We start from the raw sequence: 16053 nt of genomic DNA, 5'->3' as shown, positions 1-16053 counted from the left end.
TCACCACTTTCTTTTTTTACCGTAAAACCACAATTGAATCATGGCCATTCTTCGTCCGAGCGGTAATAAGAACCATTCCTTCTCGGCAATTATTCGACTTTTGGCGATGTAAAGCAAAAATACAGTTGCACCTAAACCCACGCTTGTGAGGGCCGTCAACATCGCGGCGAAGCGACTGGAAAGTCCATCAAATAACCAACCATCGGCTACATACATCCATGTTAATACGCTACAAATCATTAATAATGAAGCGACACTTAAATGAACATAAAATCTGGTATTCGCAAAACGAATCTTCCAAATTGAATAGACATAGACATATAAACTGATTGCAATGAAGGCGAAGCCAACATTACTGGCAATTGCCGCTCCCATAATTCCCATCTTAGGCAACAACCAAGCATTACACAACCACTTCAATACGAGTCCCACAATCAGCAAAAATGCAGGAAGGACCACTTTCCCCAACCCTTGCAATAAAGAAGTCATCGTTAAAATTAATGAAAGCCAAAAGATTTGGATGCAAAATACCATCAATGTGGCGGATAAATCTCTTGTTTCAAACAACATTTCATTAACTGGCGGTAACACTAGAATTAGTCCCAGTGTGGCTGCGGTTCCAAATAAAAGGGCAATTCGAAACGTTAATTGCGCATATGGAATCGCATTTCGTCCTGTCTTCTTTTGCGTTGTGTGAGCAATCAACGGAACGATGGAAAGTGACAAGGTTGAAGCGATGAGAATGCCCATTTGGACAAGGGGCAATCCTCTGTCATACGTGCCTTTCGTTTCCATTGCAGTTATTCGGTCCATCCCTGTTTCCGTCAAACTACTGAAGATTGTAAAAGAGTCAACCAGTTGAAAAAAAAGTAAAATGAGCGAGCTCATGCTGACACTTAAGCTAATAATGGTCAAATCCTTGATAATGGGTCCAACTTTAACGTGCTTATGAACTCTCATTCCTACTTCATGTTTGTTTTTTTTACTAACAAATAATAAAAGCAACACAATGCCTGCAATCTCACCAACGATAGCACCTAACAAAGCAGTGCTTCCGGCAACGTACAAAGACGCGCCTGTTTTCACCACAATAAATGTTCCGACTAAAATAACCGTCACCCGAACCGTTTGCTCCACTACTTGTCCATAAGCGACTGGCTCCATTCGACCTTCCGCTTGAAAAGATCCTTTCAACAAAGCCAACACAGGCATCAATAATACGACAAAAGAGCCAGTACGTAGTAATTGCGCAAGTTCCCCATCCCCCATCCAACGGGCAAGCACATCGGCTCCCGAAAACAACAAGGAAAAACTGATGATTGATATTACGCTTAAATAAATAAAAGCAGTTCGTAAAATAGTTACTCGTTGATTGGATTCTGGTTGGTCATGTGCATCTGCCAATAGTTTTGAAATGGCTACCGCAAAGCCATACGATGTCCAAACGGTTAGCACTCCAATGAATGGATAGACTTGCTGGTATATGTAAAACCCTTGATCTCCCACAATGTTTTGAAAAGGGATTCTGTAGACTGCGCTTAGCGCTTTGACGATTAAGGCGGCAATGGTTAATAAAACTGTGCCCTTCATAAATTTTTGCATCGTCCATTCGTTGTTCATAGTTGTTCCTCATTCCAATCACCAGTGGCTCGTTCCATGCACGGAATTCCGCGCTTTTGATGAGTATATTATAACACGAAAAAAACGTCTTCTTATTTGATTAAGAAGACGCTTTTCGCTTTTCAGTTCCAGTTCCGATGCTTACTTCACGTAACAGTGTCTAGTTTACGTACGCCAGTCCGCGGGCCCTTTGGGGTCAGAAAGGCGATTCATTCGCCTTTCATCCTTCCAGTGCCGGCGTCGGTCTACCACGGCTCACTTCACTTTTCAGTGTCTAGTTACGTACGCCAGACCGCGCCTAAGCTTCAGGCTCTCCTGCGAAAACAAGTTTTCGAGTCGATCCTTCCAGCACCGGCGTCGGTCTACCACGGCGTACTTCACTTTTCAGTGTTCCATTTGTTTGGCTAGGAAATGGGCTGCTGTTTCTACCGCTTTGATTTCGGCTTCACCGATGAAGTGAACTTTTGAGAGTAAGTAGACCGCGCCGATTGGATCACCACTAGCAATGATTGGTGCTACACAATACGATTTGACTTGTTCTACTTGTCCCGGAATCCATTCTACCGATTTTTCGATTTTTTCCGTCACGATGGTTCGCATTTGTAGAATGTCCTCCGCTTGAGAAGACAGTCGACGGTTCAAATAATCTTTTTTCGATACACCTGCTACTGCAATCATTTCGTCACGGTCGCTAATCAAAGCGGGAGTGCCTAGTGTCGCATAAAGCGTTTCAGCATACTCCTGAGCAAAATCACCGAGTTCATTAATTGGGGAATACTTTTTTAAAATGACTTCGCCGTCGCGGTCCGTAAATATTTCGAGTGGATCTCCTTCACGGATACGAAGCGTTCTTCTAATTTCCTTCGGAATGACGACACGGCCTAGGTCATCAATTCGTCTGACGATACCTGTAGCTTTCATCTTTGTTGCCTCACTTTCGACAGAATTCAAATTTCTTTGATTTCTATCTCAGTATGCGTCATGTTTGGATAAAATATGCAAGGGTCTCCATTACTCCCCAACAAAGGAATTCACTTCTTTTCGGGCTTCAGGCAAATGCTTCATCATGGCTTCCAAAACATCGAATGGATGATGTTTGGCAGTTTTCTTTTCATCAATTGTTACAAGTAATTGTTGTTGGTTATTCATTTGGAAACCAACCGCTCTCCCATAGTCCATTGAAGATTCCACTAACATGGCACCATTCGTATTTTGTGTGCCTTTTTTCGATAATTTTATGACCAATTGTTTATGTTGTTCTTTAATCGATTCAACACCTGAAATTTTTGCCCAAACTTTAATACGGGCGATTCGCATTAAGCGTTCTGCTTCAATCGGCATATTTCCAAAACGATCAATTAATTCATCCACTAAATCTTCATAGTCTTTCTCACTCTCAACAGCTTTAATGCGTTTATACATCTGAATTTTTTGGAATCCGTCAGGAATGTAGGCATCTGGCAAATAGGCATCAAACGGCAAGGAAATCTCGACATCAAGCACTTCTTCCTGTTTCACGCCGGTTTGTTTTTCTTCGATTGCTTCTTGTAACATTTGTGCGTATAAATCAAATCCAACCGAATCAATAAAGCCATGTTGCTGTGAACCAAGTAGATTCCCCGCTCCGCGAATCGATAAATCACGCATGGCAATTTTAAATCCTGAACCGAGCTCGGTAAATTCTTTAATAGCTTGCAATCGTTTTTCAGCGACATCTGTCAGCACTTTATCCCGTTGGTACATGAAGTATGCATAAGCCACACGGTTTGAACGGCCGACACGACCTCTTAGTTGATACAGTTGAGAGAGTCCCATGCGATCTGCATTTTGCACTATAAGTGTATTAACATTAGGGATATCAATCCCTGTTTCAATAATCGTTGTAGTAACGAGTACATCGTAATCGCCCTCCAAAAATGCCAGAATGACGGACTCTAACTCTCTTTCAGTCATTTGCCCATGTGCAAAGCCAACACGTGCTTCAGGCACAAGCATTTGGATTTCCTCCACTTTGCGTGCCATATCTTCTACACGATTGTATAGATAAAACGCTTGGCCTCCTCGCGCCATTTCACGTTCTATGGCTTCTCGCACTAATGCACCGTTCTGTTCCATTACATATGTCTGCACCGGGAAACGATTGGCTGGTGGCGTTTCGATTACCGATAAATCACGTACACCTATCATCGACATATGTAGTGTCCTTGGAATTGGAGTCGCTGTTAACGTCAAGACATCTACATTCGTTTTCAATTGCTTGATTTTTTCTTTATGTGTCACACCAAAGCGTTGTTCTTCATCGACAATAAGCAATCCTAAATCGTGATACACAATGTCTTTTGATAATAAACGATGTGTGCCCACGACTACATCGATTGTGCCTGCTTTTAATCCTTTTGTAGTTTCGGTTTGTTGCTTTTTCGAACGGAATCGACTCAACAAACCAACTTCCACAGGGAAATCGGCAAATCGCTCTTTCATTGTTTCGTAATGCTGTTGTGCCAAGATGGTCGTCGGTACAAGGAAGGCCACTTGTTTACTGTCCTGCACAGCTTTAAAAGCGGCACGAATTGCCACTTCCGTCTTGCCGTACCCAACATCCCCACAAATCAAGCGGTCCATTGGTCGTTCTTTTTCCATATCACGTTTAACTTCTTCAATGGAGCGCAATTGATCGTCTGTTTCTTCATATGGAAAAGCCGTTTCAAAAGCTTGCTGCATATCTTGATCAGGCTCAAAAGCATGCCCTTTTTCAGATTCGCGTTTGGCATATAGTTTTATTAAGTCGTCCGCAATATCTTGTACTGCTGCCGAGACTTTAGTTTTTGTTTTCTTCCAGTCTGCGCCACCTAACTTATGGAGCTTAGGCTCTCTCTCTTCCGAAGCGACATATTTTTGAATTTGATCGATTTGATCGACCGGTACAAACAATTTATCTTCCGCACGGTAGCGAATGTGCAAATAGTCTTTGTGAATGCCATTGATTTCAAGCGTTTCAATGCCTATATATTTCCCAATCCCGTGGTGAATATGAACAATATGATCACCAGGTTTGATTTCGGAGTAACTTTTGATTCGTTCAGCATTCGTCATTTTTTGTGGACGTGATTTCTTTTTAGGTCGCTGTTTAAATAGTTCCTCGTCCGTCATTAACGCAATTCGTTGGAGTGGCAATTCAAAACCACTCGAAATTTCTCCATCGATAATATATATCCCTGATTGATCTGGTGCTTCTTGTTTCGTAAGGACATGACTGTCCATCCCGTAATCTTCCAAAACGTCTTTTACTTTTTTCTGACGTTCATTTCCTTCAGCCAAGACAAAAATAAAGAACTTGCCGGCTTCAAACCGTTCCATTTCGTTTTTTAGGACACTCATTTGCCCATGGAAATGTTGCATTGGTTTACAAGAAAACGCAATCGATTTCTTTAATGAAATACCCGAGAAAGTACGAGCAAACAAAGAAAAATAAATTTTCTTCTGATCCAACATCCCAAGAATTTCTTTAAAACTGAACGAAAGCTTTACATCATGAACCGTCTTGCCTTCTTCAAGCAATGAAACATACCAATCTTTCTCTTCACGTTCCAATGAATCCGTTGTCTCTTGTATACGGCCGAGCTCATCAAATAACACCAAACCGTCTTGAGCAAAATAATCGCCCAGGAAAGTAGGGTGGTCTTCGAGAATGGATACATACTTCGTCATTTGTTCTGGAATATCGCCTTGTCTCAGCAATTCGATGTCATGATTGATATGTTGAAGCAGAAGTTCTTTCGTTTCGGGCTTCTTCAATTTTTTTAAACTACCAGCCAATGATTCTTCTAATTTCTCAGCCAGAATCATAAGTTGTTGTCGCGTCCACACAAATTCCGTTGCTGGCAGGATACAGACTTCTTTCAGCTTTTCAATGGAACGCTGATCTTCCGCAGAAAACGTGCGTATTGAATCCACTTCAGTATCGAAAAATTCAAGACGTACTGGATGTTGCAAGTAAATCGGATAAATATCCAAAATACCTCCACGCAAAGCAAACTCTCCCGGCGCGGTAACCATTGCTTGTCTGGAGTAACCCATCGCCACTAACTGATCCAGCCATTCGTCCATTTTCACTTCTTGTCCGATAGCTGTTTCTAGGCGACTCGCTCTCCATTGAGCTAAATTTGGCATATGGCGACGAAGACCTGCAATTGGTGTGATGACAACTCCTCGTTTTTGGGACAGCATGAAATCAAGCGTTTCAATACGCTCTGCACGAAGCTCTGGACTCGATACAGACAAATCTGCCGCGATTAATTCATCAGCTGGATATAAACGAACTTCATCTTCACCTAGCAGCTTTACCATATCTTCAAACAATCGCTGTGCCTGTAATAGATTCGGGGACACTACTAAAATTGGTCTCTCCGTCTCCTTTGCCATAGAGTGTATAAATAGTGGACGGGCTCCTCCCGTGAGGCCTGTCACAAGCTGCTGATCGACTCCAGTTTGAAGATCTGTCAGCAACGTCTTTATATGATGGTCTTTCATAAATAATTGATGTAATGGTTCCATACGAACCTCCTTATAAGAAAAGCGCAAAGAGCCAATCTAGTCCGACGCCGGTGCTGGAAGTCCGATTCGAAAGCCTGCTTTCGCATGATATTGGGATGGAAGGCTAAATCCGCGACATCGTGTCGCGACGCCTTCATCACCAACATCCTGTTGGCCCAAGCTTAGGTGCGGGCTGGCACTTGGAGCTAGACATGAAAAGATAGAGATGTGTTCTATCACTCTAATAACCAAAAACCAGTGCTATCTAAACAGAAAAAGGCTTTGTGCGCGAGACCCGCGCCAAAGCTTATTCTTATTGTATCCACTTTTGTATAGCATAGTAGTTTGGGTTATCTCGTAGAGATTTTTCACAATGCTCACAAATGCTGGACACTGTTAATGTTCCTTCTTCATCTTGTGTGAAGAACTCTTCTGCAAATTCTTCTCTCATTTGCTTTACTCGACCATGCTGCAGAGCGGATTGGCCTGATAGCTGCCCCATTTCTGTCTTGCAGTGCCGACACTTTACATGAATTGCCATAGTACGGACCGGCCTCCTTTTTCAAAGTATAGACCGGTCGAACTCAATTTATTCCTTATGCACCATTAAAACGATTCATCACTTCAAGAAAAGGTGAAGATAACCAATCTTCGCAGGCATCTGCACTTTTTTTCAATGCTTCATCCATCAAAGGTTTTTCCTCTGATGTAAACCTTGATAAAACATAGTCAGGTACCTTCATGCCTGCAGGTGGGCGATCTACGCCTACTCGGATGCGATTGAAGTTTTGTGTACCTAAATGATGTATCAACGATTTAATGCCATTATGCCCGCCTGCACTGCCTTTTTGACGAAGTCTCAGTTTACCTACCGACAGATCCAGGTCATCATAAATGACCACAATATCTTCTTCTGCTATTTCGTAGTAATCCATCATCGGGACCACACATTCGCCAGAAAGATTCATATAAGTAAGCGGTTTAACGAGTAAAACTTTTCCTTCAGGTCTATGTACTATAGAGTACATTCCTTTGAACTTAATTTGATTCAATGGAGAATTGTATCGATTTGCCAACTCATCCACCACATCAAAACCAATATTATGCCTTGTGTGTTCATACGGTTTCCCCGGGTTGCCGAGTCCGATAATCATTTTCATAAACGATACGTCCTTTATCTTCTGAATGATTCCCATTTTACCACAAAGCACATAGTTCATAAAAAAATGGGACTGTCCAAAGACAATCCCATTTTGATTATACTGGTTATTCTTTTGTTTCTGCTTTTGGTTGGCCTTCAATTTTAGACGCTTCTTCGCTTTCTCCGTCTTCCGCTACAGCTGGTTCATCAGCAGTAGTTTCTAACTCTTCATCCGAACGAGGCGCAGAAACGGATACTAACGTGAAATCATCTTCATTCAAGATATTATATTCAGATTTATCACGAATATCAGCAACTGTTAATGTCTCACCAATTGCAAGACCCGATACATCTACTTCAATTGAATCTGGAATTGCAGAAGGTTTTACTTTAATTGTAACTTCACGATTTGGTTGGCTCAAAACGCCGCCTTCTTTAACGACAGCTGAATCGCCAGTTATGACAATCGTTACGTTAACATCTAATTCATCAGACATATTGATGGCCAAGAAATCAGCATGGACGAACTTACCTTTCAAAACGTCCATTTGGTAGTCACTTAATACTACATTTACTGGTTTACCATCAACGTCTAATTTCATTACACCGTTGCGCCCAACCTCACGAAGTGTTTTTAATAAATCCAATTCGCTAACTGCGATTGAAGAAGATTCTGTTTTATAACCATATACGACTGCAGGCACAAAGCCCTCATCGCGTAATTTCGTTAAATTAGATCGTTTACCTATTTCACGTGATTGTGTTTTTACTGTTGTAGCCATCTATTTTCACTCTCCTGTGTAAGTCATTCTGGTATTATGTTTACCCAACTTACAGAAAATGAAACATTCGACGCATCAATCGAATAAAGTGCTGACAGATTTCTCTTCAAACACACGAACAATTGCTTCAGCTAAAAGATGGGCAACTGACAATTGAATGATTTTTGGAGAATTCTTTTCTTCAGGTAATTCGATTGAGTTCGTGATGACTAACTCTTTAATTACTGAGTTATCGATACGTTCGATTGCTGGACCTGATAATACAGGATGTGTACAGCATGCATATACTTCTTTCGCGCCACTTTCTACTAATGCATTCGCAGCGATTGTAATTGTACCCGCTGTATCAATGATATCGTCGATTAGGATGGCTATTTTGCCTTCCACATTACCAACAATGTTCATTACTTCTGCAACATTAGGACGCGGGCGACGTTTGTCGATGATGGCAATCGGTGCTTTCAATCTATCTGCCATTTTGCGTGCACGTGTAACTCCACCGTGATCAGGAGAAACAATCACGATTTCAGATGGGTCAATGTTTTTCTCTAAGAAGTAGTCAGACAAAATAGGTACCGCGATTAAATGATCGATTAAAATATCGAAGAAACCTTGGATTTGAGGTGCATGCAAATCTAACACGATAGCACGAGTTGCACCAGCAGTTTCAAGAAGGTTTGCCACTAATTTAGCCGTGATTGGTTCACGAGCACGTGCTTTACGGTCTTGGCGGGCATAACCATAGTAAGGAAGAACAACGTTAACTGTGCGTGCTGAAGCACGTTTCACAGCATCTACCATAATTAAAAGCTCCATTAAGTTTTCATTTACAGGAGAAGAAGTTGACTGAATGATGAAGACGTCACAGCCACGAATACTTTCTTCAATGTTTATTTGAACTTCACCATCACTAAAACGGTTTACGGAAATTTTCCCTAGAGATACCCCAACTTCATCCGCCAATTCTTTCGCAAGTGAATGGTTTGAGTTTAATGAAAAGATTTTTAATTTAGTATCTGCATAATGGTAAGCCATGATGTTCCTCCTATTATTTTAAGTTTAGTTTTTTTTGACATATCCTTCTTTGTTTTCTTGACGGACTCGACCAATTGCCAAAGCTTGTGCCGGCACATTTTTCGTAATGGTCGATCCAGCTGCTACATAAGCGCCTTGACCAATGCTGACAGGAGCAATCAAATTCGAATTACACCCTACGAATGAATCATTATCAATTGTTGTAACAAATTTATTCTTACCATCATAGTTCACTGTAATCGTACCACAGCCAATATTTACTCGTTCACCAACCTCAGCATCACCAATATAACTTAGGTGTGATACTTTCGATTGGTTACCTAGTTTCGTTTTCTTAATTTCAACAAAGTTGCCGATTTTAGCAGCATTGCCAATTTCTGAATCTGGGCGAATGTGTGCAAACGGACCAACAGCCGTATCTTCCCCAATAACACTTTGAGTGACAACGGACGAATGGACAGTTGTACGATGACCGATTCTGCTGTTTGTGATATGACTATTCGGACCAATCAGGCAATCTTCCCCGATTTCACTGACTCCTTCAATTATGACACCAGGTTGCAACACAGTATCTGAACCGATTACCGCATCCGCGCTGATGAATGTATTTGTTGGATTAATAATAGTTACACCGTTGCGCATATGTTTCTCAACGATCCGCTCGCGCATCAATGTTTCAGCTTGCGATAGTGCCACACGATCATTTACGCCTAGAGTCTCTTCAAAATCATCTGTCGCATAAGCGGAAATGATAGAGCCCTGGTTTTTCAATATTTCAATAACATCCGGTAAATAATATTCACCTTGAGAATTATCATTTTTCACAAGTTTTAACGCTGCGAATAAGGATTCATTGTCAAAGCAGTATGTGCCAGAGTTAATTTCTTTCACTTTTTGTTCTTCAGGCGAAGCATCTTTTTGTTCCACGATGCGTTCAACATGTCCTTCTGCATTACGAATAATGCGGCCATAACCTGTAGGATTTTCAGGAATCCCAGTAAGAATCGTTGCTTTCGCAGCCGTTTCGTGATGGTGTGCTAGAAGCGCTTTCATTGTTTCTGGGCGAATCAGCGGAGTATCACCACAAATGACAAGAGTTGTCCCAGATAGATTTCCTAATACCTCACTTGCCTGCAATACTGCATGAGCCGTACCGAGTTGTTGTTCTTGAAGTGCGTACTCACTACGGCTTCCCAGTTGATCCTGTACTTTTTCAGCACCGTGGCCAACGATTGTCACAATTCGTTCGGCTCCAATACCTTGAATGTGATCAATCACATGTTCAACCATCGGTTTGCCACAGACAGGATGTAGTACTTTATATAATTTGGACTTCATACGTGTACCTTGACCAGCAGCTAATACCACTGCATATGTTTGTGCCATCTAGTGAGTCCTCCAATAGGTTCAATTTACTCTTTTGACTATAGCCGAAATAGACCCGTAATTCAAGGAAATCCCGCTTGACAAATTGATGACAAAACCATTATTATTAACCTTTTTTATTTAAAAATCTAAGAGACACTCTTGATTTTGTACTAAAGCTTGGAGATGTCCACAAAGATAAGCACAAAATCTCTCCCTAGCCAGACTCCGGCCAAGGCACAAACCTTCTCTAATTTTGGGTTTTTTGTCCATTTACTATGTGCAGGCTGGCTTTTGAAACTAGACATTAAAAAGGACTTCTCACCCTAAGGTGTAAGTCCTTTTCTTGTTATTTCACTTCTCTTTCACAATTTGCATGACGCACATAGAGAATTTAGTACATGATAGGAAGAAATATTTTAACGTTAATATGATAGAGGAAGTTTAGTCTCCTATTACCTTGATGGCCAATCCATTTGAAATCAAAATACTAGATGACGTCGTCAGAGCAATGGCATGGACGCCGTCATCAAAAGAGAGATTGATTAATGTTATTACAAAAAAAGAAACCTATCATACGACATGACAAGTCTCTTAAGCTAATCTATTAAGCTCCTGCTTCTTCATAGGGAATCATGTCTTCTTCGCTAGACTCCTCGTAAGCGTTCAATACAGCTTCTTGAATTTTAGTACGTGTCCCAGAATTAATCGGGTGTGCAATATCTCGAAATTCTCCATCTGGTGTCCGTTTACTTGGCATGGCCACAAATAGCCCTGTATTACCGTCAATGACACGAATATCATGAACGACAAACTCGCTGTCTAGTGTGATGGAAGCAATGGCACGCATGCGGCCATCGGTTTGTACTCGACGTAATCTTACATCAGTTACTTCCATTGTCTCACCACCTTTCTTCTTAGTTGCCTTACAGTCTCTGACAACTATATTCTACATTTATCATATTTTCCCTTCTTTTTTAATTGAATTTTTAAAATATTTAAGAGGGCAATAAAAGAACCATAGAAAATATCTCTATGGCTCGAAAATATCTTATGAAATTAACGCGATAACTTCTATTTCCACTTGTGCATCTTTCGGCAAACGTGCCACTTCAACAGTGGAACGTGCGGGTTTATGTTCACCAAAATGCTGACCATATATTTCGTTGAATACAACAAAGTCATTCATATTCTTAATGAAGACAGTTGTCTTCACCACTTGTTGTAAAGATGATCCCGCTTCTTCAAGTACAGCTTTTAAATTTGCGAAAACTTGGTGAGTTTGTTCTGTAATTGAGCCTTCCACCATATTCCCTTCAGCTGTCAATGGAATTTGGCCAGAACTATAAAACATGCCGTTTACAATCATTCCTTGAACGTATGGTCCTATTGCTGCTGGTGCTTTAGTTGTCGATACTGCTTTCATTATTCATTTCCACCTTTCGAAAAATAATTACCTTCTGTTAAAGCAATCGTACGATCTTTTTCATTTACTTCATGCAGTTTTACAAGTGATAAATAATTTTCAATTAACTGTTCGTCGGCGTGCTCCGCTTCAACTAATACGGCAACACCTGCTAATTGGCAATTGAATTCTTCAAGTAAGTTTTTCATTCCATTCATTGTACCGCCGACTTTCATGAAGTCGTCCGTAATAAGAACGCGTTGTCCACTCTTCATACTGCGTTTTGACAACACCATCGTCTGGATACGACGTGAAGATCCAGAAACATAGTTAATGCTGACAGTAGAACCTTCCGTAACTTTGCTATCTCGACGTACGACCACAACAGGTACATTTAAATGACGAGCAATGGCATGAGCAATCGGAATCCCTTTTGTCGCCACGGTCATAATGACATCGATTGGTTGTTTGGCAAACGCTGAAGCAAATACTTTTCCTACACGATTCATCAGTTCAGGATTTCCAAGTAAATCCGTCATAAATAAATACCCACCAGGTAACAAACGGTCTGAGTGACCAAGCTCGTCCATAAAGTCTTTAATGACTTCACGAACCGCCTCATCACGCATACTTGGAATATACTTAACCCCGCCAGCGGCCCCTGGGACTGTCATTAACAAGCCGATGCCTTTTTCTTCGAACGTTTCTTTCACAATGGTCAAATCTTCACTTATTGAAGATTTAGCAGATTGGTACATATCCGCAAACAATGTTAATGGAATTAACTGTTGGGGATGGTCTAACAAATAATGAGTCATATCAACGAGTCGCTCACTGCGTTTCCACTTCATTGGCCACACTCCTAAACACGAATGATTTATACGTAAGTTTAAACAAATATACGGTTTTAGGCAAGTGCATCTCGCTCTCCCAACAATCTGACTGCATACACTTCGTCACAAAAGCCTCTTAAACCATTATAGATTCTATTCACTCTGGACTCGTGTTGAACTACGCCAAATACTGTTGGACCACTACCACTCATTAATACCGCATCTGCTCCAAATTTCATCATGTGTTCTTTGATCATGGAGACCTCGGGATGCATTTTTAACGTAACTGATTCCAATGCATTTCCCATAGTATTACACATTAATACATAATCTTTCTCACGAATTGCACGAATCATTTCTTTTGTATTGGGATGGGCCACTTCATTAACTTTCAGACTTCCGTAGACATCTGCCGTCGATACACCTATCGAAGGTTTAGCTAATATAATCCAGCAGTTTGGCGGGGCCGGCAATTCCTGAATCTGTTCTCCTCTACCAGTGGCCAATGCCGTTCCTCCATAAACACAGAACGAAACATCCGAACCAATTTTAGCCCCGTGTTCGGCTAATTGATCAGCAGTCAACTTCAAATCCCATAATTCATTCAATCCCTTTAAAGTAGCGGCCGCATCACTGCTTCCTCCTGCCAGACCAGCAGCAACAGGTATTTTTTTCTCTAAAGTAATCGATACGCCTTCTTGTATCTTATATGTATCTTTTAATAACTTAGCAGCTTGATAGGCTAAGTTTCTGTGATCATCCGGCACATATCGGTCAGCTGAAATTATACGAATCTGACCATCAATTCTCGGTTCTAATCCAATACGATCTGCCAAATCAACCGTTGTCATAATCATTTCTACTTCATGATAGCCATCCGGACGTTTTTGTAGGACATCCAGGGTTAAATTAATTTTTGCAGGAGCTTTCACATAAAGCATGGCTATGCCTCCTTCATCTGTTCATTGCTGTTCCCTATTTTACCACAGCTAGTGATTTAGGAAAGGAGGCCTCGAAAAGATATCAGCTTGACTTTTTATCCATAAAAAAGGCGGATTGCTCCGCCTTTGTCAGTCCCATTAGAAATTATCATTGCGACTTACTTCTTGTAGCGATTTTGCCCGTTCATTAATCCGGTCTGTGCCATTTCAACAGCTCGCTTTACCATATTACCAGCATTCCGAGAAGTTATGCCTCCCCAACCGTCACGCTCAACGACATTGTAAAATCCAAGTTCTTTCGCAATTTCCTCTTTTAGACGATCTGACATTACACGATTACGTGGCATGTTTTTCCTCCTCTTGAGGACTGACAAATGTAGTATGCACTGAAAACAAAAAAACACTCATGGAATATAACCCAAGAGTGTTTTGATAAAAAATAAGTACATAAGTGCGAAAGATTATTTGACGACTACAAGTTCTTGCATTCCGTCAACAATTGTAATTTCTACTGCTTCAGTTAAAATATCTGTGTAGCTGTAAGACACACGCTCGAAAGCGTTCTCGTCCTGATCAAGATCCACTACGAACACTGCATGATACGTTTCACGTAAAACGCCTGCTCGTTCAATCGTTTTCTTGCGACCACCGTTTGCTTTTAATTGCAAACGTTTACCTAAATGACAATCTAAAGACTTCTTAATATCAGCTAAAGTTTTTGGCATTTCGCTTACACCTCACTTAGTAACAAGCATACCATATCAAAAAATATTTGTCAACCAAATTTATTATTTTAACAATGAACAAAAGCACTTGTCAATAAGTTTCGTATAATCCAGCCGTCTTTTTTTAAAATAAGTGTGCTGAGTTTGTTATAAAGTCAGTGTTTCCTTGAAATCAGGAAGCAATAAATCTGCCAATTTCCCGAACTCTTGAATGGTTAATGTTTCCCCACGACGGGTTGGGTCTATGTTCGCACCTTCGAGTGCAGCTAAAATCAAATCTTTCTTTTCTTTCCCATGTGGAAGTTGTGACTGCAAATTGTTTAGAATGGTTTTTCTGCGTTGGGCAAAAGAAGAACGCGAAACCGTGAATAAGAAATCTTCATCCTGAACATGTACCGGAGCCGTCTCGTGTCTAGTTAATTTAATGACAGCTGAATCAACATTAGGTTGTGGGATAAATACTGTTTTCGGTACGGTCATGGCAATTTCAGCCTTCATATAATACTGAATGGCAATCGACAATGATCCATATGCTTTCGTGCTCGGAGAAGCTGTGATGCGATCCGCCACTTCTTTTTGCATCATGACAACCATTCCGCGAATCGGCAGTTTTTCCATTAATAATTTGATCAAGATAGGTGTTGTTACATAGTAAGGTAAGTTTGCTACGACCATAACATCCTTGTATCCTGCCAGTTTTTCCTGCATCACTTCTGCCACGTTGGCTTTTAAAATATCCGAATGGACGATTTCTACGTTATTGTACGGAGAAAGCGTATCTTCCAACACCGGTAATAGTCGTTGATCGATTTCAAATGCAACCACTTGTCCCGCATTACGCGCTAAATGCTCTGTCAACGCACCTATTCCAGGACCGATTTCAATAGCAGCAGAATCTTTTGTCAGCTTTGCATGACTGACAATATTATGAAGCACGTTCGGATCGATTAAAAAATTTTGACCTAAACTCTTTTTAAAGGAAAATCCATATTTTTTTAATATTTCTTGTGTACGTTTTGGGGTTGCAATATCTTTACTCATGTATGCCCTCCTGATCCAATTGTGCTAAAGCTTTTTTTAACTGCTCGCTTTCAATTTGGAACATTGATAATCTTTTTTGTAGTTGTTTTCCATTCGTATAACCAATCTGCAAAAGTTCGCCAAGTCTATCGCGACGCGCTTTAGCACTAGGATGCCCAATTAATCGCGCTTCCATCAATTGGTGAAGTGGAATTTCTTTTATTTCGTTCAACATATTTCTAGGTGTATATACATTTAATAGTGCTTGACGTATATCTTCGTCCGCTGCATGCTCTATGCCAAGACCTTTACCATTTTTTGCAATGGTTTTCTCTTTCGGTAAAAACGCATGCTTTACACCCTGTACCTGTTCTTCAATAATGGCACGAATACGTCTACCGGGGTAGTCAGGATCTGTAAAAACAATGACCCCTCTTTTATTTTGCGCATGCTGAATACGCTGAATGGTTTCTGATGAAATGGCAGATCCGTTCGTTTCGATGGTATCCGCTCTCACAGCACGCTTAATAGCGGTTGTATCATCTTTGCCTTCCACCACTATTACTTCTTCAATAAACACGATTCACTGCCTCATTTCCAACTGCTTCTTTGCCTATTTTACTTGCGCACGCATTCAATGTACATAGAAAAGC

17 protein-coding genes are annotated in these 16053 nt (G+C 40.9%); 1 reads left to right on the top strand and 16 read right to left on the bottom strand.

Annotation, left to right across the window (positions count from 1 at the left end):
• The 8 genes from MHH33_RS00320 to glmU form a co-directional block, all read right to left on the bottom strand.
• Nucleotides 1–1620: a polysaccharide biosynthesis protein gene (locus tag MHH33_RS00320; RefSeq protein ID WP_342542616.1), complete on the bottom strand. Its 1620-nt coding sequence runs from the start codon at nt 1618–1620 to the stop codon at nt 1–3.
• Between the two features lie 384 nt (nt 1621–2004).
• Nucleotides 2005–2541: a stage V sporulation protein T gene (spoVT, locus tag MHH33_RS00315; protein WP_016429950.1), complete on the bottom strand. Its 537-nt coding sequence runs from the start codon at nt 2539–2541 to the stop codon at nt 2005–2007.
• Nucleotides 2542–2631: 90 nt separating this feature from the next.
• Nucleotides 2632–6174, bottom strand: a complete 3543-nt coding sequence (mfd, locus tag MHH33_RS00310; protein ID WP_342542615.1) for a transcription-repair coupling factor — start codon at nt 6172–6174, stop codon at nt 2632–2634.
• Nucleotides 6175–6466: 292 nt separating this feature from the next.
• Nucleotides 6467–6694, bottom strand: a complete 228-nt coding sequence (locus MHH33_RS00305; RefSeq protein WP_016429952.1) for an anti-sigma-F factor Fin — start codon at nt 6692–6694, stop codon at nt 6467–6469.
• A gap of 55 nt (nt 6695–6749) precedes the next feature.
• Nucleotides 6750–7313, bottom strand: a complete 564-nt coding sequence (gene pth, locus MHH33_RS00300; protein ID WP_342542614.1) for an aminoacyl-tRNA hydrolase — start codon at nt 7311–7313, stop codon at nt 6750–6752.
• A 106-nt stretch (nt 7314–7419) separates the two neighbouring features.
• On the bottom strand, nt 7420–8076 hold the full coding sequence (locus tag MHH33_RS00295; protein ID WP_016429954.1) for a 50S ribosomal protein L25/general stress protein Ctc: 657 nt from the start codon (nt 8074–8076) through the stop codon (nt 7420–7422).
• A 75-nt stretch (nt 8077–8151) separates the two neighbouring features.
• Entirely contained in the window at nt 8152–9111 is a 960-nt protein-coding gene (locus MHH33_RS00290) for a ribose-phosphate diphosphokinase (protein WP_016429955.1), read from the bottom strand.
• A gap of 24 nt (nt 9112–9135) precedes the next feature.
• Nucleotides 9136–10497, bottom strand: a complete 1362-nt coding sequence (gene glmU, locus MHH33_RS00285) for a bifunctional UDP-N-acetylglucosamine diphosphorylase/glucosamine-1-phosphate N-acetyltransferase GlmU (RefSeq protein WP_342542613.1) — start codon at nt 10495–10497, stop codon at nt 9136–9138.
• Nucleotides 10498–10939: 442 nt separating this feature from the next.
• Here glmU and MHH33_RS00280 point away from each other — a divergent pair, with 442 nt between their 5' ends.
• On the top strand, nt 10940–11062 hold the full coding sequence (locus tag MHH33_RS00280; RefSeq protein ID WP_342542612.1) for a hypothetical protein: 123 nt from the start codon (nt 10940–10942) through the stop codon (nt 11060–11062).
• 21 nt (nt 11063–11083) lie between these two features.
• Here the strand turns inward: MHH33_RS00280 and spoVG are convergent, their stop codons facing one another.
• The 8 genes from spoVG to rnmV form a co-directional block, all read right to left on the bottom strand.
• Nucleotides 11084–11374 (bottom strand): septation regulator SpoVG, encoded by a 291-nt coding sequence (spoVG, locus tag MHH33_RS00275; RefSeq protein ID WP_016429957.1) that lies wholly within the window; start codon nt 11372–11374, stop codon nt 11084–11086.
• A gap of 153 nt (nt 11375–11527) precedes the next feature.
• On the bottom strand, nt 11528–11902 hold the full coding sequence (locus tag MHH33_RS00270) for a RidA family protein (RefSeq protein ID WP_016429958.1): 375 nt from the start codon (nt 11900–11902) through the stop codon (nt 11528–11530).
• Nucleotides 11902–12732, bottom strand: a complete 831-nt coding sequence (purR, locus tag MHH33_RS00265; RefSeq protein ID WP_342542610.1) for a pur operon repressor — start codon at nt 12730–12732, stop codon at nt 11902–11904. Before purR ends, MHH33_RS00270 begins: the two co-directional genes overlap by 1 nt.
• A gap of 56 nt (nt 12733–12788) precedes the next feature.
• The gene (gene ispE, locus MHH33_RS00260; protein WP_016429960.1) at nt 12789–13655 is read right to left on the bottom strand and encodes a 4-(cytidine 5'-diphospho)-2-C-methyl-D-erythritol kinase; all 867 of its coding nucleotides are present in this window, start codon (nt 13653–13655) and stop codon (nt 12789–12791) included.
• 158 nt (nt 13656–13813) lie between these two features.
• Nucleotides 13814–14002 (bottom strand): small, acid-soluble spore protein, alpha/beta type, encoded by a 189-nt coding sequence (locus MHH33_RS00255; protein ID WP_016429961.1) that lies wholly within the window; start codon nt 14000–14002, stop codon nt 13814–13816.
• A 114-nt stretch (nt 14003–14116) separates the two neighbouring features.
• Nucleotides 14117–14380, bottom strand: a complete 264-nt coding sequence (locus MHH33_RS00250; protein ID WP_016429962.1) for a Veg family protein — start codon at nt 14378–14380, stop codon at nt 14117–14119.
• 147 nt (nt 14381–14527) lie between these two features.
• Nucleotides 14528–15421, bottom strand: a complete 894-nt coding sequence (gene rsmA / locus MHH33_RS00245; RefSeq protein ID WP_016429963.1) for a 16S rRNA (adenine(1518)-N(6)/adenine(1519)-N(6))-dimethyltransferase RsmA — start codon at nt 15419–15421, stop codon at nt 14528–14530.
• A complete protein-coding gene (rnmV, locus tag MHH33_RS00240; protein WP_016429964.1) occupies nt 15414–15980 on the bottom strand; it encodes a ribonuclease M5 in 567 nt (188 codons plus the stop codon). Before rnmV ends, rsmA begins: the two co-directional genes overlap by 8 nt.
• Between the last annotated feature and the right edge of the window lie 73 nt (nt 15981–16053).

Source organism: Paenisporosarcina sp. FSL H8-0542, from assembly GCF_038632915.1.
In the GTDB taxonomy this organism is placed as follows: domain Bacteria; phylum Bacillota; class Bacilli; order Bacillales_A; family Planococcaceae; genus Paenisporosarcina.
Note: the sequence above shows the minus strand (reverse complement) of the source record. Positions and strands in the feature narration are given on the sequence as shown.